This is a genomic window from Pseudoalteromonas galatheae, from assembly GCF_005886105.2.
GTDB lineage: Bacteria > Pseudomonadota > Gammaproteobacteria > Enterobacterales > Alteromonadaceae > Pseudoalteromonas > Pseudoalteromonas galatheae.
Genome location: NZ_PNCO02000001.1, coordinates 2,419,637 through 2,443,901, shown reverse-complemented (window position 1 = coordinate 2,443,901; position 24,265 = coordinate 2,419,637). Strand labels below are relative to the sequence as shown.

The window sequence follows — 24,265 nt, the reverse complement described above, 5'->3', positions numbered from 1 at the left end:
ATAAGTTCAGACCAATGCAAATTGTAAAAGTTCATTAGGTTTCGAAAAAAATGCAAAAAAAATTAATTTTAATTAGTCTCGTCGCTGTTTTATCCGGATGTGCTACCGCACCACCTAAACAACCTCATGATATTTGTAAGATTTTTGAGGAAAAAGAAGATTGGTATTATGACGCTCGTGATGCTCAAGATAAATGGGGCTCACCAAAGCATGTACTGATGAGCATGATGTACCAAGAAAGCTCCTTTCGTCACGATGCGGCGCCTCCAATGGAATATTTCCTATGGTTTATTCCTGTTGGCAGAGTGAGCTCTGCTTATGGTTACTCTCAAGCCAAAACTCCGACCTGGTCTGATTATATTCGTGAAACTGGAAACTCAGGTGCAGATCGCGATGACTTTGAAGACGCCATCGATTTTATGGCTTGGTTCGTATACAAAACTCACAAGGTAAACGGCGTGTCGAAATGGGACGCTTACGCACAATACCTCAATTATCATGAAGGTTGGGGCGGTTATCGTCGTGGTACATATAAGAATAAGAAATGGTTAATGCAAGTAGCAAATAAGGTAAAGCATCGTGCTGCGCGCTATGCCGTTCAACTTAAACGCTGTGAAGATGATTTAGATAAGAACTGGTTCGAGAGAATTTTTTCTTGAGTAAATTGCGGTGTTACTTTCAACACCGCAATTGAGTTTAGAGTTTAGCTTTTACTCGCTTAAGAGTTATACCAATTAGTCTTAATACTTGCTCAATTTGAAGGATCAAATCTGACGCTAACTGCGTCAAAAATTTCTCATTTAGAACAACTAAATAGTAAAATTTTTGCCTTGCCTATATGGATGTAGGTACCTTGGCGATAGCAGGACGCGGTAGCGGTGTTATCGACAAGATTTTCTTGCCTCAAAATAGACCACTTAATCAAGCTAATTGGTAGTAGAAGATATTTTCACCATCTTGATCATGTTTTCTTTGATCTCAATGACTTCCATCTTATAACCAGAAATCGTTAAGCCAAGAGGCGCATCTGGAATATCTTCAAGGTGCTCTACAATCAGACCGCTGAGAGTTTTAGGACCTTCGGTAGGTAAGTCCCAACTCATTTCTTTATTTAAGTCACGCACGTTTACACTGCCGTCAACCATAACTGAGCCATCACGCTGCATATTTACGTCTTCACTCGGCGCACGCGTCTGCGTGGTGGTAAAGTCACCAACGACTTCTTCAAGAATGTCTTCAAGCGTAACCAGACCTTGAATGTCACCATACTCGTCAACAACAAGACCAATACGTTCTTTGGCTTCTTGGAATTTGATCAGCTGTGTATTGAGTGAGGTATTCTCTGGCACATAGTAAATCTCTCTTACCGCACGTAGTAGTGACGGCTTATCAAACTGCTCTTTTGTTAGCAGGCGTAACGCATCACGAGCATGGATAAAACCAACCGCGTCATCAATTTGGTCACGGTAAAGTAGCACTCGGGTGTGCTGTGCATTCGTGAGCTGGCGAGCAATATCTTTCCACTCGTCATTGATATCTATCGCATTGATTTCACTACGTGGGATCATAATGTCTTCTACGGTCACGTGATCCAAGTCTAAGATAGAAGTGAGCATGTTTTGGTGGTTTGAGGGCAACATAGCGCTTGACTCATTTACCACGGTTTTTAATTCTTCTTTACTTAGGCTGTGCTCCTCAATCTCTTGTGGTGTGATCCCAACCAAACGCAACATACCATTGGTGATCCAGTTAGTCGCGACAACTAAAGGAAACAAGACCTTCAACAATACTTTTAGGATTACAGAGCTTGGGAAAGCGACTTTCTCAGGATATAAAGCCGCAAGAGTTTTAGGTGTGACTTCAGCGAAGATCAGGACCACGAGTGTGAGACCAAAGGTAGCAACTGCGATACCCATATCGCCATACAAACGTAATCCGATGATAGTTGCAACTTGCGCAGCGGCAATATTAACGAGGTTATTTCCGATCAGGATCAGGCCAATTAGTCTGTCAGGACGGTTAAGGAGGTTACTTACACGCTTCGCACCACGGTGATTTTCTTTTTCAAGATGGCGTAGACGAATACGGTTGATTGACATGATACCGGTTTCTGAACTAGAAAAATAAGCCGACATCAAAATGAGCACGCCGAGTATGATAAACAAGGCGCTGGTCGATATGTCTTCCAACAGTGGATCCCTTTTTTACTTACGAAAGAGTATTAAGCGTTAGTGAGTTACGATAGTCAAGTTAAAGTTTAAAACCTGCCTAAAATCACTTCTTGTATAAAGCGACTGCCAAAGTAACCTAAAGTCACGATGCCAGAAGCCGCTATGATGGAAATCACCACAGACTTACCGCGCCAGCCAAACTGCCTATGCCCGAAGGCGACGACGACATAGATAAGCCATGCAACGATAGATAAAATGGTTTTGTGAATAGTCTCTTTAGCGAACATACCGTCTAAAAAGTAAAAACCGGATGCCAATGCCAGCGTTAATAAACCTGTGCCTACAAATAACAGCTGATAAAGCTGCCTTTCTACTTGCATAAGTGGCGGTAGATGGCTGGTCATAATCGCCAAATCCCGTTGTTTTAAGCGTTTATCAATAAACATAAATTGAATGGCGTAGAGCGTGGCGATGATAAGTACGCAGTAAGCCAACAAAGAAAGTGAAATATGCAAAACGAGACCAACATCTATGTTTATTGTATGCATAATAATGTGGTGTGGAATAAACAGGCTTGCCAATAACAAAATGGCGGCAAAGCCATACACCACAGGCAGCAATAGTGTTGCAGGGAAGCGTAAAGATACGGTCGTTACGGAAACAACGATAACCCAACAGGTTAACAAGGCAACGTTGACGGTACTGAGATCTTGTCCTTGGTGCGTAAACACTGAATTCACCAACACTAGCATATGAGTCAAAATGGCGACAGTGCTTAATATTAATGTTTTCTTTTGATCTGGACCTTGTTTGTCAAATAAGCGCGATAAAACATGGCTGGTGGCCATGATGTAAAAGAGACAGGCGATTAATGACAAGCTAATAATCAACATAAAAATAAGTGCCTAATTTTTGCTTTCCTTTTTTAGCTATTGTATTTAAAGCCTCTGCGCTTGCATAGGGTTTTATTTCAATCCGTTAACTTATTCTTATTTTCGTTCAACGAAAGCGTAAAAAGCAGAACAATCTGCTTGAATACTGTATTAGTAGCTCGCATATCAGTATAATGCCCGACAATTTCGAGATTTTGGAACCGATACATGTTTGAAAACCTCCAAGAGCGTTTAGGAAAAACGCTTAAAAACATCAGTGGCCGTGGCCGACTAACTGAAGACAATATTAAAGAAACACTCCGTGAAGTACGCATGGCATTGCTTGAGGCTGACGTTGCCTTGCCGGTTGTGCGCGACTTTGTAAAACAAGTAAAAGAACGCGCGGTTGGTGTAGAAGTCACAAAGAGTCTGAGCCCAGGCCAGGTTTTCATCAAGATTGTTCGTGAAGAACTTGAAAAGTCGATGGGTGAGGCCAACGAAGAGCTGAACCTAAACGCGCAGCCGCCAGCTGTCGTCATGATGGCAGGTCTGCAAGGTGCGGGTAAAACCACCAGTGTTGGTAAGCTGGCTAAATTCCTTAAAGAGCGCAAAAAGAAATCTGTATTGGTGGTAAGTGCTGACGTTTATCGTCCAGCGGCTATCAAACAGCTTGAAACGTTAGCCGCTGAAGTTGACGTCGAGTTTTTCCCCAGTGATATTTCACAAAAACCGGTAGATATCGCAACGGGTGCTATTTCTCACGCGAAGAAAAAGTTCATTGATGTGGTGCTTGTGGATACCGCTGGTCGTTTGCACGTAGATGCAGACATGATGGACGAAATCAAAGATTTACACGCGGCGATTGACCCAATCGAAACCTTATTTGTCGTTGACTCAATGACAGGTCAGGATGCTGCAAATACAGCAAAAGCGTTCGATGAAGCGCTGCCACTCAGCGGTGTTATCTTAACTAAAACGGATGGTGATGCGCGCGGTGGTGCGGCGTTGTCTATTCGTCATATTACCGGTAAACCCATTAAGTTTATCGGTGTGGGTGAAAGAACGGATGCCTTAGAGCCATTCCACCCTGACCGTGTTGCATCTCGAATTCTCGGTATGGGCGATGTACTGTCGCTTATTGAAGAAGTCGAAATGAAAGTCGATAAAGACAAAGCCCAAAAAGTGGCTGAGAAGGTCTTTAAAGGCGATGGTTTTACACTGGAAGATTTTGCTGAGCAGCTGCGCCAGATGAAAAACATGGGCGGTATGATGTCAATGATGGAAAAGCTGCCTGGTATGTCAAACTTGCCGGATGCAGTAAAAGGTCAAGTAAATGATAAGACCTTTAACCAAATGGAAGCCATCATAAGCTCAATGACGCCAAAAGAGCGTGCACGTCCTGAAATCATCAAAGGCTCGCGTAAAAAGCGTATCGCTGCGGGTTCTGGTACGCAAGTACAAGACATTAATAAGTTGCTGAAGCAATTTACCCAAATGCAGAAGATGATGAAAAAGATGAAAGGCAAAGGCGGCATGATGAAAATGATGAAGAACATGAAAGGCATGATGCCGCCGGGCATGTTCGGTGGCGGTGGGCCTAAGTTCTAACACCGTTTTATAGTTTTTATAATGTGAAGGCAAGCCTTGGGGCTTGCCTTTTTGTTTACTTAGTTATTCTTAAAATTGGGCACTATTGGCCTAAAGTTTTCTGCTTTTTTAGGGTCGCCTGTACCAATGTACTGGGCTTCTTGTGGATAAGGGTAAACAGGGCGAGTGAAAAGAATATTGCCCTGCGGATCTTCTTTTTGTGTCATAAGCGCATCCGGGGCGTTACCGGTATCAAGCCAATGCACTAGCGCTGCGATGGCATCAAAGGTTTCAGCGCCAGGTCCCTCGATACCACAATGCACTAATCCTGGTGGCAAGAATAGCCGAGCAAAGTCGTAGGTGTTGTCTTTACCCATATAATTGATAACTGACTCATACCAATCAATAGTTGCATATGCGGGTATTGCAGCGTCTGACCATCCATGTAATACAATCATTTTGCCACCGCTATTTTTAAATCCAGTGAGATCAGGGTGATCGGCGTCCATAAAGCTTGAGATAGGTGAAAGCTCGCCAACCTCATTGTTATAAGAAAAGTCTCTCCAGTTGCCTTGATTGTATCTTTCTCGAGGAAAAGCCAAGTACTTTAAATACTCGGTTGCAGCATAATAGTGATAAGGCTTGATAAACGGTGCTTCAGGAAACAGCCAGCCTGTCCATTCAGGTTCGGAGCCATAGGGGAGGCCGCCATAAATAACGTTGCCTTGTTGATCGTAGGATGGTGCATATATTTCCTTAATTGCGTTGACTTGGCGAGGAGTCAGGCATGTACCCGTGGTGTTGTCGCTGCACAGGAGTGTTTGGGGGTCAAAATCGCAGCGTCTAGGATCGCTTATTAATCCATCAACTAAGCCATCTTTATAGTCACAAGCTTGCATGACGGCCTGCGAAATAAAGTCAGTATAGCTTGCATCGAGCAGTGCGTTATCGTTTTCATCCAAAATAGCTTTTGCATTATCCATGCAGTTGATTAGGTTGACTTTGGTGTAATTAATCGTCGGCCCTCTGGCAATCACGCCATCAAAATCATTTGGGTAACGCTTTGCGGCCATTATCCCAGCATGACCTCCCTTCGAACAACCCGATATAAATGAGTACGTAAGTTGTTTACTATAAAAGCGCTCAATAACCGCTTTTGCTGCAACAGCAACCACATGGTTCGATCGGTAGGCAAAGTCCTCCCTTAATGGCACATTGTTTTTAGCCCACAAACCATCGAATCCGGCTGCAGTATGGCCGCCATCATGAGACATGGTCGCGTAATTGCGCATAACTCCAGCCATCGTCGGGTAGTTGGATACTTCGCCACAAAAACCCATACAGGCATTGAGGAGGAAACGTTGGTTCCAAACTTGATCCATTGGCAACCTAAGCTGAAAACGTATCGTCGGTGCAGCATAGCCTTCAACCAAACAGTGCTCAGGTAAAGAGTTTGTTCCTTTTGGTACAGGCGCACCTAATAGGCGACTATACTTATATGTCCAGAGTTCGGTGTCGGCATCTAGGGTTTGGCTTGGTACATATTCTGCGTTGGTGATACTCATTGCAGCATTACCTTGCTCTAGCTGCGAGAAGTCACCAAAACGTAACAGTTTACAAGCCGTTATTTCTTCATTGCTTGCTGCCAGTGTTGAAGGAGCAACGAGCGTAAAAGAGATGAGTGGTATACTTAGGAATAGGTGTTTAATTGAACGTTTTGCTTTCCACATTTGGTTCATATGTGTGCTCTCCTTATAATGAAACAACAGGGGGGCGACTTTCCAGTAGTGCTGAAAAGTCAATTTTTCGTACCGATATTGAGACGAAAGTGGCGTGTGAAACTTCAGCAGTAATTCTTTAGCAAGGCCTAATAAAGCATCAACGATGGAATTAACTTGCATTGCGCGTGAAAATGCGTAAAATGCCCGAGCTTCCCGTAATGGGAAGTACAAACTTATTAATGAAAACAGTCAATCTATGTAGAGGACGGTATGGTAACTATTCGTTTGCAACGTGGCGGCGCTAAAAAGCGTCCATTCTATCAAATCGTGGTTGCGGATAGCCGTTTCTCGCGTGACGGTCGTTTCATCGAGAAAGTAGGTTTCTTTAACCCGATCGCAGCAGGTCAGGAAGAAAAAGTACGTTTAGATTTATCTCGTGTTGATCACTGGGTAGGTCAAGGCGCATCTCTTTCAGATCGCGTTGCGAAGCTGGTTAAAGACGCTCGTAAAGCGGCTTAATAGGCGTAAGTGTAACCATGAGTCAAAGTAAAACCTCGACAATCGTTGTTGGTAAGCTTGGTGCTCCTTATGGCATCAAGGGTTGGCTTAAGGTGCATTCATTTACTGATGATCCCCAAGGGATCTTCGATTTCAGCCCATGGTTGATAGGGCAACAAGGTAAATGGCAAAACCTTGAAGTGAGCGACTGGCGTCGTCACAACAAGGGATATATCGCTAAATTTGCTCAAGTAAACGACAGAGATGAAGCAGTGGCTTATACCAATGCCGAAATCGCTGTTTATGCTGAGCAGCTTCCTGAATTACCTGAAGGGGAGTTTTATTGGCGAGATCTCATCGGCATGTCAGTAGTAACCGATAAAGGTTACGACTTAGGCACAGTTGATGACTTGATGGAGACAGGCTCAAATGATGTTTTGGTTGTGAAAGCAAACAAAAAAGATGCATTTGGGCAATCTGAAAGGTTAATTCCATTCTTAACAGACTCTGTTATTTTGGATGTCAACCATGAAGAGAGAAAAGTTACTGTAGATTGGGATCCAGCGTTTTAATGAGTGATCAGCAAAAGCTATGGGTTGGAGTGGTTTCACTTTTTCCTGACATGTTTGATGCGATAACTCAGCAAGGCGTAACGGGTCGAGCTGTGAAAAATGGCTTGATTGAGTTTAATTGCTGGAACCCGAGAGATTATGCTCTTGATAAGCATAGAACTGTGGATGACCGCCCTTATGGTGGTGGCCCAGGAATGCTTATGATGGTTGAGCCTCTCAAAAAAGCTATTCTTGATGCCAAAGCGGCAGCAGGAGAAGGCGCTAAAGTAATTTATATGTCCCCTCAAGGGCGAAAGCTAGATCAACAAGGTGCGACTGAATTGGCGCAATCTGAAAAGTTGATTTTAGTAGCGGGTCGTTATGAAGGTATTGATGAGCGGATCATCGAGTCTTATATAGACGAAGAGTGGTCCATCGGCGATTTTATACTGAGCGGTGGTGAGTTACCTGCCATGACATTAATCGATGCAGTAGCACGATTAGTGCCAGGTGTGTTGGGTCATAACCAATCAGCAGAACAAGATTCATTTTCGGATGGCTTGTTAGATTGTCCTCATTATACTCGGCCGGAAACATTGGATGATAAACAGGTGCCTGCTGTATTACTCAGCGGAAACCACCAAGAAATAGCCAAATGGCGCTTAAAGCAGTCTTTGGGTAGAACTTGGCAACGTCGTCCTGACTTGTTGCGTAACCTAGCTCTGACTGAGGAGCAGGCGGCATTACTTGCTGAATTTCAGCAAGAGAATGGCCAAGCTTGTGGCTAGAAGACAGTTACACCTAGGAATGTGAGAAATAAAATGGCAAAAGTAAACCAAAATATTATTAAAGAGCTTGAAGCTGAACAGCTTAAGCAAGACGTACCTGCGTTCGGCGCTGGTGATACAGTAGTTGTACAGGTACGCGTAAAAGAAGGTAACAAAGAGCGTCTACAGGCCTTTGAAGGTGTTGTAATCGCTAAGCGTAACCGTGGTCTACACTCATCTTTCACTGTTCGTAAGATTTCAAGCGGTGAAGGTGTTGAGCGTGTATTCCAAACGCACAGCCCTCTTATCAGCAGCGTAGAAGTTAAGCGTCGTGGTGCGGTTCGTCGTGCTAAGCTTTACTACCTACGTGAGCGTTCTGGTAAATCTGCACGTATTAAAGAGAAACTTAACTAATACGTCGCATTTATCAAATGCAGATAAAACAGGCCGCTTTATGCGGCCTGTTTTGGTTTTAACACCAGAAAAAATAATCCTAGCCATTTTCCTTGGCACTTTAGGTATCTTGTCTGATATTTTCCTCTATGCTTACTTTTAAAGCCGTCTACTTCTTGTTAGACTCGGTGTATTATTTAATTTACTACTGTATATATAAGTTTACATCATGAATGGGGCAAACGATTTAGATGAAATACGCGTTGCAATAGATGAGTGCGATAGCGAGCTTGTCGCGTTACTTGCAAAGCGCAAAGCATTGACCGAGCAAGTTGGAAAAATAAAACAGCAAAAAGGTGCACCGTTACATGTACCAAAGCGTGAAGCTGAGCTTATCAGAGCACGTCGTATGGAAGCCGAAGCTAAAGGGGTTAACCCTGATTTAGTCGAAGATATACTGCGTCGCATGATGCGAGAGGCCTACGAAAACCAACAAAGTGAGCTTGCCTGTGCCTCACCCAAAATGTCGCCTATCGTTATAGTTGGGGGTCAAGGTGCGATGGGTAAGTTATTTGCGAAACAATTTAGACGTTCTGGCTACGAGGTACGATTACTAGACAAAGACAATCAATCACAGGCTACTGAGCTGCTGAGTGATGCTAAGCTAGTATTGGTGAGCGTACCAATTAATGCGCTAGAGCAAGTCGTCAACGAGCTACCCGCGCTACCTGATGACTGTATTCTTGCCGATATTACCTCGGTGAAACAAGCACCGCTTAAAGTTTTATTGAACAAACATAATGGCCCTGTGGTTGGACTGCACCCTATGTTTGGTCCAGATATATCTCACTGGGTGAAGCAAACTGTTGTGGTGTGCGAAGGGCGTTTGCCAAAACAATGTGAAGGATTAATCAAGCAACTAAAGATCTGGGGCTGCCAGCTGGTATCCATGGACGCTAAAAAACACGATCAATCTATGCAGATCATCCAAGTTATGCGCCACTTAACGACTTTTGTATATGGTCAGTTTTTATCTAAGCAATGCCATTCATTAAAAGACCTAAGAAGCTGCTCATCGCCTATTTACCAATTAGAGCTGATGATGGTGGGACGGCTGTTTGCACAATCCCCAGAACTTTATTCAGATATCATGCTTGCGCAATTTAACGATGTAGAAGGCTTATTGGCAAGCTATCAAGATACCTTTGAGCAGACATTAACTAAGCTACAACAAGGCGATAAAGAAGGCCTAATGCAGTCTTTCTCAGAGGCCAAACAGTATTTCTCAGAAAGCGCGAAACACTTCCTATCACAAAGCCGTGGCCTGCTTAACAAAGCCAATGACGCTAAAGTGTTGGACTATGAGGAAAGTATTTAGCGCCAAGGTATGTCTCCTACATCACGGGTCAAATAGTGTTGTGGGAGTGGCTTTACGTCACGATTTTACGTAGGTCGCTATTTATGGCGACAAATAACTTTTCGGCGCAGATTCTATAGCGTTTTGTTCTAAGCGTTAGCCTGACGAAGCAAAGTATCAAATAACACCCGTTGCTATCTGCAGCAATGCTGAAAATACAGTTCCAAGCATGAGGTGGGTGTCAGCGATTTCGTACAAATAGTGTTGTGGGAGCGGCTTTACGCCGCGATCTTTATGTCGAAAAATATCCTCGAGTTACTGATACGAGCGCATTTTACTTCAAGCGCTAGCCGATTAGCTGAAAATTGTACCCTTAATAAAAACGATTGGTGAAGGATCTGGTATGATACACCTAACCGTTGGAATAGCGCCTACTAACAGGCGCATCGTTAAGGGAAACTTTGAATGAATACTCAACCGTGTTCTGAGCGCCTTTCAGGTTGGAAGCTTGATGCTAAATACTGGATAGAAAATACACTTAAACAACTAAATTACAAAAAAGTTGATGAGCCAATCATTGTTGAAGATTGGTTTTTAGGGGATGTGTGGCGCATTCCAACCGAAAAAGGAAATGTATATTTTAAAGCAACAGCATCATTGCCACTGTTCTCTAATGAAGCTGGAGTTTGTGACTTTCTAGCCCATATTTTCAAGGGGAAAGTGCCGGAAGTTTTAGCTATTGATAAAGGCCGTCGGTGGCAACTAACGAGTGATTTTGGGGAGCCGCTGGACGAAGATGTAGACTTGACGGTGTGGAATGATGCATATCAAGTATGGGGAGAAATCCAGAGCTTATCTGTTGAGCATGTTGATAAGTTGCGACAATCAGGGTGCCAATCACGAAGTATCGAAAATTTATCAACACAGCTTATCTGGCATTTTAACCAACCCGAGATCGCAGCAATTTTAACAGATAGAAATATTGTTTTTGATAATAACTTCTTGTCTAATTTAGAAATAGAAATTCATAAGCTTAAAGAATACTCGTTGCCAGATTGTCTGGTTCATGGTGACTTACATGAAAGTAATATGGCAAGAACGGCTGAATCTTATTTGTTTTTTGATTGGAGTGATGCTTGCGTTACTCATCCATTTATGGACGGTAATTTCATTTATCAGTTTTCAGAAACAAATTTGAAGCAGAAGCTAATTAAAAATTATTTGTCAAATTGGCGTCATTATTTACCTGAATTAGAACTGCAAAGAGCGTGGCAAGCTGCAGAACCAGTTTGCTATGCACATCATACTTTAAGTTATGCGTCTATTATTTTGAATGCTTCAGGCGGTAATGAAGATGATGTGAGTGATTTTACAGAATCATTTACAAGATATTTGTCTTGTTTAACCAATGCAACTCGACGCCAGAAATAGAATTTAATTATTCGCAAAAACTCTAAAGTGCATATAAAAAATGCTTATAGGCGTTATGTATTAGCGTCGATATCGCATGGCTCACATCTTAACTGGGCATTATATGCTCTCTTAAAAAGTCTTAAAATAGCGCGCAATCAGCGTTTTGGAATAGCGGAAGAATCATGTCTCACACTGTTCAGCAGCAAATCGCAAGCATCGCTTTAGTCGTTGAAAATTACGATGATGCGATAGAGTTTTACACGCAAAAACTTAAATTTACGCTAGTTGAAGATAGCGATTTAGGAGGAGGTAAACGCTGGGTTCAAGTCTCTCCTCCAAATTCCAATGGTACGAACCTACTGATGGCTCAAGCCAGTACATCAGAACAAATGCAAGCAGTAGGGAATCAAACTGGTGGTCGTGTATTCTTGTTTCTACAAACTAATGATTTCTGGCGTGATTATGAGTCAATGAAGACACAAGGTGTTGTATTTAATTAAGAACTAAGAGCTGAAGAATATGGCACAGTAGTGGTATTTCAAGATCTCTATGGTAACAAGTGGAATTTACTGCAACTAATATAGAGTCGTTAAGTAACACGTACATAACCTGAGGTTTGGATAAGGAGGTATCGGTGAATCGTTCCATCAAATCAAAATTGCCCCTAATATTGCTTGTTTGTATTTCGTTATGGTGGGGGTTTTATTACCAATCTAATGGCTCGCTTACTGATTAAAATCTATCCCATTGTCAGTCATCACAAAATATCGTTTAATAAGGGCATTCAGCCCCAATCATGATGTTTACTGGGTTAAGCAGTTTAAAAGGAATATTGATGTTAGAACCGAGCCTCATTAAATAGTAAAATAAGTGACACCCCTCGCTATTTCTATCTTTGTGGATGGATATTTCCTCATTTTCTCTTACATTGAGCAATTTCAATCAAGTATCTTGCTTTTGATATGATTAAGCTTGTCTGCAGTTCTACTAACACATAGGCGCTTTATGCAAAGCAATCTTTTACAGCAGCGTATTTCGCTCGTTTGCGATTATATCAATCAACATTTAGATGATGAATTAACGGTGAGTTTGCTTAGTGATGTTGCTGTTTTATCTAAATTTCATTTTCATCGTGTATTTGTGGCTTTTATGGGCGTGAATGTGGGTAAGTATATTTTGCTGGCGCGATTAAAGCGGGCGTCTTTTCGCCTAGCATTTGAGCGCGATATTAAAATTATTGATATTGCACTTGAAGCAAAGTTTGATAGTGCTGAGGCCTTCTCTCGAGCTTTTAAACGTACTTTTGAACAAAGTCCTTCACAGTTTAGACAAGCTGCAAATTGGCCTAGTTGGTATGACATTTTTAATTTTTCACCGCAAAATTTAGGAGTGCAGACAATGCAGGTCGATATTATTAACTTTGAACAGACTCAAATTGCTTTTTTAGAGCACAAAGGGTCAGCAAAACAGATATTTGAAAGTGCCGGCAAGTTTATCGCTTGGCGACAAAATAGCGGACTTTCACCAATTAATACGAGTCGAACATTTGGCATGCCTAATGGCGACCCTGAAGCCATGGCTGAAGACGCATTTCGTTTTAAATTGTGTGGCTCAGTAAACACTGAAGTACCAGATAACGCGTTTGGCGTCGAAAATGGTGTTATTCCACAAATGCGTTGCGCCAAGGTAAGGCATTTAGGGAGTCACGACAATATGGAGCAAACTATACGCTGGTTGTATCAAAACTGGCTAGCAGACAGTGGCGAATTGCCAAATGCGCATTGCTGCTTTTTTGAATATCATAATTTTGTGCATCAAGTGGATGAGTGCGACTTGATCACCGATATTTACCTGCCATTGCAAAATTGATGATAACGTTACTTGGTTTGCATTTATGGCTAATGTATCTGCCTATAAGCAAGTTACTAATATTTATTTGCTTTGCTATAGCAATCATTGTTGCTCTAGCGAAGCGAGTTCTCAGCGCTGCAAGTCGAGTCTGAGCGTTTATTATCAAGACTTACCAACCTTCCGTTTAGCTTTGACACTTTACGAAGTAATCTTATGTAGGTCGCCATTTATGGCGACAAACAACCTTGCGACATATAAAGTTGAGCATTTTTAATGCGTTAACTAAACACTATTTGTATTTAACGAGCCAACAAAAAGCTTGTGCAGACCCCCCCTCGCATGTAGCAGGTGATTTGCGTATTGAAATTATAACTATTGACTGATAACTTACTAAAATTATTAAATAAAGTTTGCTTGAATGTTGCGTTTAGTTTTCTCGTGGATAAGAGAGATATTCAAGAATTCACGCGAATGAGCAGTAAGGTTATTATGTATTTAGGTAGTTGTCTCTGTGAAGAAGTAAAATATAAATTGTTAAGTGAGCCTAAAAAAGCATCACACAGCCATTGTAATATGTGTCAAAAACAACACGGTGCAGCGTTTGCTACATATGCTAGTTTACCTAAAAGCGATGTCGTTTATTTATCTGGCTCTTCTTCGCTAACAGAATACAACTCTTCTGCCAATATTAAGCAAAAATTCTGTAAAGTTTGCTGCTCGAGTATTGAGTGGGGAGGTAGTGAAAACTATCCTGATTGGGTGTCAGTGGCGATTGCTACTCTAGATACTCCGTATAAACCTAAAAAAGTAATTGATATACGAACAGAAACGAAGGTTTGTTGGTTGAATCACAGCTGACAAGGCATTTAAAACGTAACTAAGACAGCGGGTTTGGTTTCGCTTCGCTCCATATTTTAGCTAAACATTTTCACCTTCTTAACAGGCTCTTTAGGCAAGTAGATTTATGCAAATTCATTCAATCGATAGAAGGTGTAGTGTTGAACTAGAGCTGTCATTTTTTGGTTATGCGGACGATGAAGAGTGGGTTAAGGAAGTTGGCGTTCATTCGAAAATAAAGAGTACTCATTCCTCATCTAATCTGGTGTTTAAGGCATACTTATCTAGTTCTCATGATGACGAAATAGCGCAATTCATAAATGCACTGAGCTCTCTTTACGACACCAGAACTGGTGAGGCGCAATTATTATTGCGTGGTGCAGCCGAAGATACCTACGATGACCGTGAGTTAAGACTAAGATTTTACTCTCTATCGTCATTGGGGCATCTAGCACTTGAAGTGACTCACTCGGGTAGTGAGCGCTATAGTAATACTGAAACGCTTGATTTCAAAACGAAAACTACTTTTGAGATTGAAGCTGAATTGCTTCAAGAGCTAAGGTTTTGGCTGACGGGAAAGCATGCGGCTTGTTTGCATGCTTAACTAGTTACTCATAAGAAGCTTAAGGGCTTGGTTTTCGCTCTTTCGTCACGAATTTTAGCTCAGGCTTGATACTGCACGGAGACATGTATGAGTAGTTCTATTAAGTCAAAAGTCCCCTTATTATTTCTTGTGTGTGTTTCGTTATGGTGGGGGTTCTATTACCAATCAAACGGTACGCTTAATGATTATGGCAATGCAAATTTTGAATGGCTGTTTCTGTTAGATGCGTTAATAGTCTTGCCGATAGTCTGCTTTTTCTGTGTTGAAGATAGAAAAGAAGCCTTGTTGAAGTCGATTATTTTAGTGTGTCTTGCGGTGCTCGTCGGCAGTTACATTATTCCCGAACAAAGCAAACTGGTTTGGCATTTTCTTGAGAGTGGGCGCTATGTTTTATTGGCTATCGTGCTTGCCTTTGAACTGGCTGCAATTTTAACCGTATACCTTGCGATTAAAGCCGCCATTGGCAAGAGTGAAGAGCCCGACCATGTCATTGAGAAGCCAATTAAAAAATATGCGGGTGACGGCCCTGTTGCAAAGCTACTGAGTTTTGAAACGCGTATGTGGACCTATGCGCTTTTTTCTAAGCGAGTGCAGCCTGAAAGTTTTAGTGGCGAGCAGCACTTTACTTACCATAGTAAAGATGGCGCACAAAGTAATCTGCTTGGCTTTATTTTATTAATAGCGTTTGAAATGCCAATTATGCATCTATTTTTGCATTTTATTTGGTCCCCATTTGCGGCAAATATCTTTACTCTGCTGACGGCGTTTAGCTTAGTATTTTTCTTTGCGGAGTACCGCGCTGTTGCAAAACGGCCTATTTCTTTGGTGGGAAATCATTTGTTCATCCGATATGGTCTTTATCAGCCATTGGCAATACCGTTAAGCAACATAGCAAAAATTCAGAAGAACATGGAGTTTGTAAAGCGTGCTAGGTCTATAAAACGTTATAACTACTCAGGCTATCCAAATGTTGAAATTGAACTGATTGAACCCGTGGGGAATGTTAAAAATATATTTGTCGGGGTAGATGATGCCGACCAATTTATCTCAGCAGTATCAGACGAGATGTCACGACATAAAAATGCATTACCGAGAACTTTACGCCAAGATCTTACGTAGGTCGCCATTTATGGCGACAAATAACCAGCAACAGATAAAATTGAGCATTTTTAACATGTTATCTAGATGTAATTTGTTCTTAGCGAGCCAATCGATGGCTCGGACAAGTCACTCCTTGCGTGTAGCAGGTGATTTGCCTGTTTAAATTATAGCCTTTGACTGGTAAGTTATTAAAATTATTAAATAAAGTTAGTTTGATAATTGTCGTTTTTTACTTAAAAATAAGTGAGATACTCGACCGTTCAAGCTAATGGGCTGTTATTTTCCTAAGGAAGTTCATTATCAGCAAACTACTTGAGAGAGTATTAATTCCGTTTGTTGGGGTGCTACTTTTGTTTTGCTTTAGTTGGTTTTTATTATATGAAAAGCCACTTTCTGCATTAGGTTTTGGTAGCGTATTTGTATTGTTTTGTGCCGAACATGTTTTCAATTTTTTTAGTCGAACAAAGGTAAATGGTATTCAAAAGCTATCAGGTACAGTATTTCAAAGGCCTATATCGCTATTGCTGTCAGTTTCTATTGTGCTTTGCTTATATTTTGTATTTGGCAAATAACAAGCTGTTTATGAAGTGGACGTCTAAAGCTTGGCTAGCGCTCATTCTCGCTAGTGTAGTCAAGCTTAACCCGTCACATAATGGGGCGTTTACTATTTCCCAATCTCGCATCATTCAACAGTCAAGTTCGATCGAACCCCACGATCAAACCTGACAGTGACAATTAACTATTTCAGATAAACATATTCCCGCTTGTTACTCACTCAGTATCTTATCTAAATTCGCTTTTGAGCGGGCGACGCTTTCTAGCGGCGTGAGACCACTTGGGTATTCTTCTTGTTCGATTACTAGCCACTGTGTGCCGCCGTGTTGCTGCATGGTTTGGATGAGCGCTTTCCAAGGGTAGTGGTTTTCGCCAATGATTGGGCTTTTGTCATCTCCTTGATGAGTGCGTATTTTAATATGTGTCGACACGGTTCTGCCAGCATATCGCTTAACATAATCGCTGGGTGATTTACCGGCGTAATTCACCCAGCCGACATCGAGCTGTAGCGGAAAATCGCTAGGGGTGTTGGTGGCGATATAATCCCAAAACGTGCTATTAGCGTATGGGTTAAATTCCTTTTCATGATTATGAAACCCGATCTTCATATCATAGCGCTGGGCAATTTGGTGCACTTGGTTAAGCTGTTTTACAAATGCTTGCACTTGGTTCTTGTCCCATGCCCTTTCATCCCAAGGGATAAAGAGCGTGGATACGCCTAAGGTTTTGTAAAAGAGTAGGGTGCTCGCTAGTTTTTCTTCAGCTAATACGTCAAAGCCGATGTGGGCGCTGCTCGCAACTAAGCCGAGCTCTGCTAGTCTTTGTTTTAATTTGCTTGGGTTATCGGCATAGTTGCCAAAGTTTCCAGCAAATTCAACGCCATCAAATCCCATGTTGGCGAGTGCTTGCAAAGTGCCATCAAAGTCTCTTGCCAACTCATCTTTTACCGACCACAGTTGAACGCTAATAGATAACGACTGATAAGATGCCTGCGCGTATAGCGGCAGCGCGATAATAAAAGCAATGAACAGCATTACTTGTTTAAACAATACGATTTTTCTAAACATCATTTCTTCCTAAAACTAAAAAAGCAGAGCTAGACTCTGCTTCGGTTAGCCATAACAAAATGACTCAAGGGTTAGTCGCGGTAGGCATACTGGCTTAGCCCAAGCTCTGCGAGTACGCCATCTAGATGCGCCTTGGCTTCAGCAGTAGGTCCTGGATAATCACCTGCAATTGGTACATTGCCCAGATAGCCTATATCTTGACAGCCCTCAGGTGTGCAGAAGTAAGCGCCGAGAACGAGATCTTTAAAGCGCAAGAATGCTTTACCTATACGCTGAAATTGCTCAGGTGTTTGCGCATTAAAATAAGCAATATCATCCATAATCTTACTTTGCTGCGTTGCGCTAAGTTGCAAAAATGGCTTTTTAAAGCGCAAAGTCGACTCATCGTCAATCCAAGCGAGTGCATGGAGTATTGTCACTCTATCTTTTTGTTGTCCGTGATACGGTGCGCTTACCCATTCATCGATCACACTCGGTACTTGTACTTCAGAAGCTGAAGGGTGTTTGCCCTCTTTGGGCACAATAAAATCAGCTAGTACTGCAACTAACGTGAGCTGCGCTTCGGTGAGGGTGAGCGGCCAAGGTGACTCTGGCGGCATGATCATATTTGGATCGGTGCCATACCCTTGAGCACTAACTGGCTGTATTTCAATATCTGGCCAGTGCCCGGCAGTAGCCGTTTCACCTTCAATGGCCTTGCTGCAACCAGTGGTGAGTGTTACCGCAGATCCCGCAGCAAGCAAGCCTAACCATTTTAATGACTCGCGACGTGTCATACCTGAAATATATTTATAAGAATCAACGCGATCAGGTGTATTCATCACAGTGCTCCTTTATCAATTTGTGCTGCCAACCAAGTTGAGTTTCGCATCGCTAAGGTCATAATGGTTAAGGTGCAATTTTTATGGGGGTTAGACGCAAAGACACCGGCATCCATCACAAATAGATTGTCACAGTCCCATGTTTGACCCCACTGATTCGTTACCGATTCTTTTGCTGAACTGCCCATTCTCGTCGTGCCGACCTCATGAATGATCTCACCGCCTTTTGAAATGGCTTTTTCCGCAGGTGGTAGCTCGCCCACTTCGGCACCCATGTTCTCAAGGATCTGTTTCGCGGTTTTGAGACCATGCTCGATTTGCTTGAGCTCTCTGTCAGACCATTTGAAATGGAACTTAGCAACCGGGATCCCCCATTTATCTTTGACGTTTTCGTCAATTTCCATGTAAGAATCTTTATTCGGTAGCATTTCTCCGCGCAGTGCAAATCCAACATAGGAACCATAAGCGTCACGCACTTGTTGCTTTAACTTGGGGCCATAACCTTGTTTATTGCCAGACACGCCAGAGCCCGGTTGATTAAAGCCGCTGCTAATTTCAAAGTGATAGCCGCGTGGGAAATTAAGCTCACCTTTCTCATGGGCTTTGTGTCCCCACCAAGGAATAAAAAGGTGGTTACCGGTGTGGCCGTCTTCGTTATAACGTGGGCGGCCTTTTAACGCAGGGATTTGTGCACCAAGCCAAGCACCGGTAGAGTCCATTAGATTGCGACCTACCTGACCACTTGAGTTTGCAAGTCCCTTGGGATGCTTTGCATGTTTGGAATTAAGCAAAATACGGGCAGATTCACAGGCGCTGGCCGCCAAAATCACCACATCTGCATTGAGTGCATGTTCTTGCGCAGACTTTTTATCGACGTAAGTCACTCCAGTTACTTTGCCATCTTCATTCACCGCGACCGACTTCACCATGGCATCGGTGATCACTTCAAGGTTTCCTGTCGCTTTGGCCATCGGAATAAGCGAGGTTGTGGTTTGGAATGCTGCGCCAATTGAGCAACCGTGGCCACAAGGCGTGGCGTAAAAACAGGCTAAGCGGTCGTCTTTATTACGAGTCAACACCGCTCTGTGCATAGGAACCGCTGGGATCCCCATTTTTTTCGCGGCCGCTGCAACCAGTAATTCGGGTACTCTTGGCGTCGGTGGTGGCTGTAACACGCCAGGCGCAGAAGGAGGCATATCATCCAAGCCGGTATTGGTCCCACAGATCCCAACTATTTCTTCCGTTTTATCATACCAAGGCGCAATGTCCTGATATTCAAACGGCCAATCGGCGCCATGCCCGTCACGGCTTTTGCCCTTAAAGTCATGTTCACTAAAACGCAGCGAGTAGCGACCCCAGTGATTGGTTCGGCCACCGAGCATACGTGCACGCCACCAATAAAAATCGGTGTTTTCAGCGCGCGTATATGGTTCATCTGGTACTTGCCAACCGCCATCAATTGTCGCGTCGTAAAACCCAAAGTTCTTATCCTTATTGCCAGCGCCCATGAGTGGGGCTTCGCTATTTCGGCGGAACATCGGGCTTTCTGTTTTTGGGTCGTAATTTCGACCAGCTTCTAGCAATAAAACTTTGTGGCCTAGCTTAGTGAGTGTATAAGCGGCCATTGCGCCACCAGCACCTGAGCCAACGACCAATACTTTATGATCAAATGTTGCCATGGTTACAGCTCCTTGATCTTAATGTTTTTGAACCAAACTTTGTCGCCGTGATCTTGCAAGCCGATGTGGCCTTTTTTACCTTCAGCAAACCCTTGCCATGTCGCAAATTTACTGTTCTTAACCAAAGCATTCCAAGTGGTGCTGCCAATCACGATACTCGTCGTGCTTACACCATTTTGCCAAACTTGTAGGTGGTTATCTTGCAGCTTAATACGAACTTGGTTCCAAACTTCAGCAGGTTTATGTGCCGTACTTGGCGCGGCGAACAGGTCATAAATAGAACCAGCAAGGTGAGAGTCTATTTTATTGTCTGGGTGTTCTTTGTTATCTAGAATTTGGATTTCTGGGGCGTGGGAATATATAGCTCCACCTTTTTCGTCCGCCAATACAAAAATCCCACTGTTGCCTTTTTTAGAAATCTTCCAATCGAGCTGGAGCTCAAAATTCTGATATTGTTTTTTGGTCAGAATATCGCCGCCACCACCTTGGGTAAGTGTCATCGCGCCGTCCTCAACTTGCCACTGGCTATTTAGGCCGTCACTTTTAAAGTTGCGCCATTGCGACATATCTTTGCCATCGAAAAGCAGTTGCCATCCGGCTTGTTGTTCTTGCGGGCTCAATTGGTTGTCAGTTGTACTAGCGCAAGCCGCACAACTAACCGCCAATGCCAGCGTTAGTATTTTTATAGAGTTGAGCATATTGGAACCTCGTCTGTTCACTTTTTACTTGTTGCTACATATACCAATTAGTCTTAATACTTGCTCAATTTGAAGGAGCAAATCTGACGCTAACTGCGTTAAAAATTTCTCATTTAGAACAATTAAATAGCAATATTTTCGCCTTGTTATCGACAAGATTTTCTCGCCTCAAAATAGATCACTTAATTAAGCGAATTGGTATTACGCGTATTTCTCAACGCGTTTATTTTTATTGATATAAAGGTAAAGGCCGATAAAAGCGGCAATGAGAATAGCTGGGAATAACAGAATATTTTCAAGCACCGCTTGACCTGCAACTAGTTCTGATTGCTGCGCGGTTAAGTTTGCTGCTTGGGCTTCGAGTCGCGCCGAATCAATCCAACTACCAATTACCGGATTCCACATGCTGACAGCGAACATCCCCGCACCGCCCATTAAAGACATACCAAGTGCGCCTGTTTTTGGGGTGTATTCAGCAACGCAGCCCAGCATGGTTGGCCAAAAATAAGTGACACCCAAGGCAAATAATATTGCGGCCAAGTAGATTGCTGACCCTTGTGCTTGGCTCATCATGAAAATCCCCGCGGTTGCCAATACCGCAGAGCCGAGTAATACGCCTGTTGGATTAAAACGGTGGACTATTGGGCCGGCAAAGAAGCGACCTAATGCCATCAAGCCTGTGATCAGTGCGAGGATCATCATAGGAGAGGCGCCTGACGCTCCCAGTATGCGTTCAATCCACTGTTGTGTACCAAGTTCAGTTGTTGCTGTTAAGGTCATACAGCAAATTAAAAATAGGTAGAGCGGAGAAAACAGGTGCTTGAGATTGCTGGTGGTGGAATGATCTGTGCGGTCAAATTCAGGAAACTGTGACTTGACCATCATCGCTCCATAAATCAGCGTTGGAATTAATATCAAAGCAACTTGCCATTGCCAATTAAAGCCCGATGCAGTCATGGCATTCGATGCCAGAGCACCAATCACAATGCCGCCTGGAAACCAGACATGGAATCGGTTGAGCATAGTCGTGGTGTTTTTCGGATACATTTCGGCAATCAGTGGATTACAGCCAGCTTCCACTGAACCATTCGCAAAGCCGATTAAAAACGTCGAGATCAGCAGTAACCAAAAACCATCAGCGGTAATGGTTAAAACCAACCCAGCAAAGTGGCAAATAAAGGCGAGGGCAACTAACTTTTTGGCGCCAATGGCGTTGTAGATTGCACCACCTAACATGGTTGCGACGGGAAAGCCCAGAAATGCCATGGCGTTAACCCAACCAAGTTCCGTATCTGACAGCCCAAATTGCTCACCTAATTGCCCCAAAATACCTGCGCGAATAGCAAATGTCATCGATGTGACGACCAGTGCAAGGCAACAGAGCTGAAACACGGTCCGATTATGATTATTATTATTCATGGTCGTAGTCCTGTTTATTTTATGCCGAGGATTTGATTATTGCGTTCGGTATCGGTGCTACTTCCTGCAAAATCATCGAAGGCTTTTTCGGTTGGTTTGATCAAGTGCTGTTTGATAAATTCAGCACCTTCTTTGGCCCCATCTTCAGGGTGCTTAATACAGCATTCCCATTCCAATACAGCCCAACCATCAAAACCGTACTGTGTTAACTTACTAAATATTTTCTTAAAGTCGACCTGTCCGTCACCTAATGAACGAAACCGTCCTGGCCGTTGTTGCCATCCTTGGTATCCGCCGTAAACACCGCAGCGGCCATTGGGGATAAATTCGGCATCTTTTACATGAAACGCTTTGATACGTTCATGATAGATGTCGATAAACGCTAAGTAGTCCAATTGCTGTAAAACAAAGTGACTTGGATCATAAAGAATATTGGCTCGCGGGTGATTATTCGTCGCTGCTAAAAAGCGCTCAAAAGTCACGCCATCGTGTAGATCTTCACCTGGATGAAGCTCATAGCACACATCGACTCCAACCTCGTCAAAGCGGTTTAAAATAGGCAACCAGCGTTTTGCAAGCTCCTCAAATCCTTGTTCCACTAAGCCATTTGGGCGTTGTGGCCACGGATAAAAAGTATGCCAGAGCAAGGCGCCAGAAAAGCTTGCGTGACTGGTTAGCCCAAGCTTAGCGCTGGCACTGGCCGCTAGCATTAGTTGCTCTGTTGCCCACTCCATTCGAGCCTGAGGAGAGCCATGCACTTTTGCTGGTGCAAAGCCGTCAAACATTTGGTCATAAGCTGGGTGCACCGCCACTAATTGACCCTGCAAATGGGTTGATAGCTCTGAAATAGTAAGGCCATGCTCTGCGGCAATACCAGTGATCTCGTCACAATAATCTTGGCTTTCAGCGGCTTTTTGCAGATCGAACAGTCGCTGTTCCCAACTTGGTAGCTGAATACCTTGATAACCTAGGCTACTTGCCCACTGGCAAATACTATTAAAATTGTTAAATGGCGCCTCGTCCGAGACAAACTGCGCGAGAAAAATAGCGGGTCCTTTAATTTGCTTCATTCTTATTTTATCCAATAGTAAAGGGGTGCCACTTAGTGTCTTTTGCACTAGCTGCGACCGCGTTTTCAATAAATGCCATGCCACGGACTGCAGCGTTAATACTTGGCACGTCAAATTCTTCGTGTTGCACATTGGCTTGCTGCTGATGTGCACGAATAAGGTTGGCGAAATTAAGGTAGATATTTGCAAATGCTTCCAGATATCCCTCAGGGTGACCGGCTGGCACACGGGTTGCGCTAATGGCTGCTTGGCTAAGTGAGCCCACTCCTGTGCGGATCAACTGAGCTGGAGCATTTGCCGCACGTAACCACAAACTATTAGGTTCCATTTGTGACCATTCGATACTAGCTTTGTCACCATAGATTTTTAAGGTGAGATTATTTTCTTCGCCAAGGGCTATTTGGCTTGCCATCAACACGCCCTTAGCACCGTTACCAAAGCGCAGTAATACTGTGCCGTCATCGTCGAGCTGTCGGCCGGACACAACCGTGTTTAAATCCGCACAAAGCGCCTCTATCTCCAAACCACTCACATATTCGGCAAGGTTCGCTGCATGTACGCCGATATCGCCCATACAACAACTCACGCCAGACTTGCTTGCATCTAGTCGCCAGCTGGCTTGCTTGCTGTTTTCGTCATCAGCACTTGCAAGCCATCCTTGACTGTATTCAACGACGACTTTGCGTATTTTGCCAAGTTCGCCATTTGCGATGCGGTGGCGTGCTTCTTTCACCATCGGATAGCCGGTATAGGTGTGTGTTAATCCGTACAAGCAATTGCTCTTTTGAATCTGTGTTTGTAGACGTAGAGCCTCAGATAAATTGAGCGTTGCAGGCTTATCACTCAAGACGTGAAAGCCGTGTTCGATAGCGGCTGTGGCAATCGGAAAATGCAAATGGTTTGGGGTCACGATGGCAACAAAGTGGATGCGCTCCGACTCTGGTAGTTCCGCCTCTTGTTGTAAGAGTGCTTGGTAGCTGGCATAGCAACGTGATGGGTTAAGCCCGAGTTGCTGGCCCATTGCTAGGCTTTTGTTTGGATCGGCGCTAAATGCGCCTGCAACAAGTTCAATTTGACCATCTAAACGCGCAGCTATGCGGTGCACTGCACCTATGAAAGCGCCTTCTCCACCACCGATCATGGCCATGCGGATTTTGTTATTATCCATCGTTTAGCTCCGTCGAGTTATCGAGGTAAGTTAATCTGATGTTATTGATAATAGGTAACAGTGGC

At 43.4% G+C, this 24,265-nt stretch carries 22 protein-coding genes and 1 pseudogene; 13 read left to right on the top strand and 10 right to left on the bottom strand.

What is annotated here, in order from left to right; all coding sequences use genetic code 11:
* The first annotated feature begins 50 nt into the window (after positions 1-50).
* The gene (locus CWC29_RS10755; RefSeq protein WP_128726857.1) at positions 51-659 is read left to right on the top strand and encodes a transglycosylase SLT domain-containing protein; all 609 of its coding nucleotides are present in this window, start codon (positions 51-53) and stop codon (positions 657-659) included.
* A gap of 267 nt (positions 660-926) precedes the next feature.
* Here the strand turns inward: CWC29_RS10755 and CWC29_RS10750 are convergent, their stop codons facing one another.
* Positions 927-2,189 carry an HlyC/CorC family transporter gene (locus tag CWC29_RS10750; RefSeq protein WP_095727508.1) on the bottom strand — a complete coding sequence of 421 codons (1,263 nt, stop codon included), beginning with the start codon at positions 2,187-2,189 and terminating at the stop codon, positions 927-929.
* A 68-nt stretch (positions 2,190-2,257) separates the two neighbouring features.
* Positions 2,258-3,064, bottom strand: a complete 807-nt coding sequence (locus tag CWC29_RS10745) for a cytochrome C assembly family protein (protein WP_095727509.1) — start codon at positions 3,062-3,064, stop codon at positions 2,258-2,260.
* A 207-nt stretch (positions 3,065-3,271) separates the two neighbouring features.
* Here CWC29_RS10745 and ffh point away from each other — a divergent pair, with 207 nt between their 5' ends.
* A complete protein-coding gene (gene ffh / locus CWC29_RS10740) occupies positions 3,272-4,651 on the top strand; it encodes a signal recognition particle protein (protein WP_010606686.1) in 1,380 nt (459 codons plus the stop codon).
* 59 nt (positions 4,652-4,710) lie between these two features.
* Here ffh and CWC29_RS10735 read toward each other — a convergent pair whose 3' ends face one another.
* Positions 4,711-6,369 carry a tannase/feruloyl esterase family alpha/beta hydrolase gene (locus CWC29_RS10735; protein WP_128726856.1) on the bottom strand — a complete coding sequence of 553 codons (1,659 nt, stop codon included), beginning with the start codon at positions 6,367-6,369 and terminating at the stop codon, positions 4,711-4,713.
* Positions 6,370-6,621: 252 nt separating this feature from the next.
* On the opposite strand from CWC29_RS10735, the gene rpsP reads away from it, so the two are divergent.
* The 11 genes and pseudogenes from rpsP (at position 6,622) to CWC29_RS10680 (ending at position 15,741) form a co-directional block, all read left to right on the top strand.
* On the top strand, positions 6,622-6,870 hold the full coding sequence (gene rpsP / locus CWC29_RS10730) for a 30S ribosomal protein S16 (protein ID WP_017216164.1): 249 nt from the start codon (positions 6,622-6,624) through the stop codon (positions 6,868-6,870).
* A 17-nt stretch (positions 6,871-6,887) separates the two neighbouring features.
* A complete protein-coding gene (gene rimM / locus CWC29_RS10725; protein WP_128726855.1) occupies positions 6,888-7,421 on the top strand; it encodes a ribosome maturation factor RimM in 534 nt (177 codons plus the stop codon).
* Positions 7,421-8,188 (top strand): tRNA (guanosine(37)-N1)-methyltransferase TrmD, encoded by a 768-nt coding sequence (trmD, locus tag CWC29_RS10720; RefSeq protein ID WP_128726854.1) that lies wholly within the window; start codon positions 7,421-7,423, stop codon positions 8,186-8,188. Before rimM ends, trmD begins: the two co-directional genes overlap by 1 nt.
* A gap of 33 nt (positions 8,189-8,221) precedes the next feature.
* Positions 8,222-8,581, top strand: a complete 360-nt coding sequence (gene rplS, locus CWC29_RS10715; RefSeq protein ID WP_128726853.1) for a 50S ribosomal protein L19 — start codon at positions 8,222-8,224, stop codon at positions 8,579-8,581.
* Positions 8,582-8,789: 208 nt separating this feature from the next.
* Entirely contained in the window at positions 8,790-9,938 is a 1,149-nt protein-coding gene (gene tyrA / locus CWC29_RS10710) for a bifunctional chorismate mutase/prephenate dehydrogenase (protein ID WP_128726852.1), read from the top strand.
* Between the two features lie 444 nt (positions 9,939-10,382).
* On the top strand, positions 10,383-11,348 hold the full coding sequence (locus CWC29_RS10705) for a phosphotransferase (RefSeq protein WP_138523811.1): 966 nt from the start codon (positions 10,383-10,385) through the stop codon (positions 11,346-11,348).
* Between the two features lie 164 nt (positions 11,349-11,512).
* Positions 11,513-11,914 (top strand): annotated as a pseudogene (locus CWC29_RS10700) (VOC family protein).
* A 421-nt stretch (positions 11,915-12,335) separates the two neighbouring features.
* The gene (locus tag CWC29_RS10695; RefSeq protein WP_138523813.1) at positions 12,336-13,199 is read left to right on the top strand and encodes an AraC family transcriptional regulator; all 864 of its coding nucleotides are present in this window, start codon (positions 12,336-12,338) and stop codon (positions 13,197-13,199) included.
* A 420-nt stretch (positions 13,200-13,619) separates the two neighbouring features.
* Positions 13,620-14,039 (top strand): GFA family protein, encoded by a 420-nt coding sequence (locus CWC29_RS10690; protein WP_209319046.1) that lies wholly within the window; start codon positions 13,620-13,622, stop codon positions 14,037-14,039.
* A gap of 106 nt (positions 14,040-14,145) precedes the next feature.
* Positions 14,146-14,622, top strand: coding sequence for a hypothetical protein (locus CWC29_RS10685; RefSeq protein ID WP_138523817.1), 477 nt, complete (start codon positions 14,146-14,148; stop codon positions 14,620-14,622).
* An 87-nt stretch (positions 14,623-14,709) separates the two neighbouring features.
* Entirely contained in the window at positions 14,710-15,741 is a 1,032-nt protein-coding gene (locus CWC29_RS10680; RefSeq protein WP_138523819.1) for a hypothetical protein, read from the top strand.
* Positions 15,742-16,490: 749 nt separating this feature from the next.
* Here the strand turns inward: CWC29_RS10680 and CWC29_RS10675 are convergent.
* The 7 genes from CWC29_RS10675 to CWC29_RS10645 form a co-directional block, all read right to left on the bottom strand.
* Positions 16,491-17,345, bottom strand: a complete 855-nt coding sequence (locus CWC29_RS10675) for a sugar phosphate isomerase/epimerase family protein (RefSeq protein WP_209319130.1) — start codon at positions 17,343-17,345, stop codon at positions 16,491-16,493.
* 71 nt (positions 17,346-17,416) lie between these two features.
* Entirely contained in the window at positions 17,417-18,166 is a 750-nt protein-coding gene (locus tag CWC29_RS10670) for a gluconate 2-dehydrogenase subunit 3 family protein (protein WP_128726847.1), read from the bottom strand.
* Positions 18,166-19,845 carry a GMC family oxidoreductase gene (locus CWC29_RS10665; protein WP_138523822.1) on the bottom strand — a complete coding sequence of 560 codons (1,680 nt, stop codon included), beginning with the start codon at positions 19,843-19,845 and terminating at the stop codon, positions 18,166-18,168. Before CWC29_RS10665 ends, CWC29_RS10670 begins: the two co-directional genes overlap by 1 nt.
* Before the next feature lie 2 nt (positions 19,846-19,847).
* On the bottom strand, positions 19,848-20,543 hold the full coding sequence (locus CWC29_RS10660; protein WP_138523824.1) for a 3-keto-disaccharide hydrolase: 696 nt from the start codon (positions 20,541-20,543) through the stop codon (positions 19,848-19,850).
* A 201-nt stretch (positions 20,544-20,744) separates the two neighbouring features.
* Entirely contained in the window at positions 20,745-21,962 is a 1,218-nt protein-coding gene (locus tag CWC29_RS10655; protein WP_045964393.1) for an MFS transporter, read from the bottom strand.
* Positions 21,963-21,976: 14 nt separating this feature from the next.
* Complete coding sequence (locus tag CWC29_RS10650) at positions 21,977-23,032, bottom strand: sugar phosphate isomerase/epimerase family protein (RefSeq protein ID WP_138523222.1); 1,056 nt, start codon at positions 23,030-23,032, stop codon at positions 21,977-21,979.
* A 7-nt stretch (positions 23,033-23,039) separates the two neighbouring features.
* Positions 23,040-24,200 carry a Gfo/Idh/MocA family protein gene (locus CWC29_RS10645; RefSeq protein ID WP_138523224.1) on the bottom strand — a complete coding sequence of 387 codons (1,161 nt, stop codon included), beginning with the start codon at positions 24,198-24,200 and terminating at the stop codon, positions 23,040-23,042.
* Positions 24,201-24,265: the final 65 nt, after the last annotated feature.

Bases quoted from the DNA above. Each gene is read 5' to 3' on its own strand.
- CWC29_RS10695 (WP_138523813.1), top strand. From the start codon at position 12,336: ATGCAAAGCAATCTTTTACAGCAGCGTATTTCGCTCGTTTGCGATTAT.
- CWC29_RS10670 (WP_128726847.1), bottom strand. From the start codon at position 18,166: ATGAATACACCTGATCGCGTTGATTCTTATAAATATATTTCAGGTATG.
- CWC29_RS10675 (WP_209319130.1), bottom strand. From the start codon at position 17,345: ATGTTTAGAAAAATCGTATTGTTTAAACAAGTAATGCTGTTCATTGCT.
- CWC29_RS10665 (WP_138523822.1), bottom strand. From the start codon at position 19,845: ATGGCAACATTTGATCATAAAGTATTGGTCGTTGGCTCAGGTGCTGGT.
- CWC29_RS10655 (WP_045964393.1), bottom strand. From the start codon at position 21,962: ATGAATAATAATAATCATAATCGGACCGTGTTTCAGCTCTGTTGCCTT.
- CWC29_RS10645 (WP_138523224.1), bottom strand. From the start codon at position 24,200: ATGGATAATAACAAAATCCGCATGGCCATGATCGGTGGTGGAGAAGGC.
- CWC29_RS10650 (WP_138523222.1), bottom strand. From the start codon at position 23,032: ATGAAGCAAATTAAAGGACCCGCTATTTTTCTCGCGCAGTTTGTCTCG.
- CWC29_RS10745 (WP_095727509.1), bottom strand. From the start codon at position 3,064: ATGTTGATTATTAGCTTGTCATTAATCGCCTGTCTCTTTTACATCATG.
- rplS (WP_128726853.1), top strand. From the start codon at position 8,222: ATGGCAAAAGTAAACCAAAATATTATTAAAGAGCTTGAAGCTGAACAG.
- rimM (WP_128726855.1), top strand. From the start codon at position 6,888: ATGAGTCAAAGTAAAACCTCGACAATCGTTGTTGGTAAGCTTGGTGCT.
- CWC29_RS10680 (WP_138523819.1), top strand. From the start codon at position 14,710: ATGAGTAGTTCTATTAAGTCAAAAGTCCCCTTATTATTTCTTGTGTGT.
- tyrA (WP_128726852.1), top strand. From the start codon at position 8,790: ATGAATGGGGCAAACGATTTAGATGAAATACGCGTTGCAATAGATGAG.
- CWC29_RS10755 (WP_128726857.1), top strand. From the start codon at position 51: ATGCAAAAAAAATTAATTTTAATTAGTCTCGTCGCTGTTTTATCCGGA.
- CWC29_RS10660 (WP_138523824.1), bottom strand. From the start codon at position 20,543: ATGCTCAACTCTATAAAAATACTAACGCTGGCATTGGCGGTTAGTTGT.
- rpsP (WP_017216164.1), top strand. From the start codon at position 6,622: ATGGTAACTATTCGTTTGCAACGTGGCGGCGCTAAAAAGCGTCCATTC.
- CWC29_RS10685 (WP_138523817.1), top strand. From the start codon at position 14,146: ATGCAAATTCATTCAATCGATAGAAGGTGTAGTGTTGAACTAGAGCTG.
- CWC29_RS10705 (WP_138523811.1), top strand. From the start codon at position 10,383: ATGAATACTCAACCGTGTTCTGAGCGCCTTTCAGGTTGGAAGCTTGAT.
- ffh (WP_010606686.1), top strand. From the start codon at position 3,272: ATGTTTGAAAACCTCCAAGAGCGTTTAGGAAAAACGCTTAAAAACATC.
- trmD (WP_128726854.1), top strand. From the start codon at position 7,421: ATGAGTGATCAGCAAAAGCTATGGGTTGGAGTGGTTTCACTTTTTCCT.
- CWC29_RS10735 (WP_128726856.1), bottom strand. From the start codon at position 6,369: ATGAACCAAATGTGGAAAGCAAAACGTTCAATTAAACACCTATTCCTA.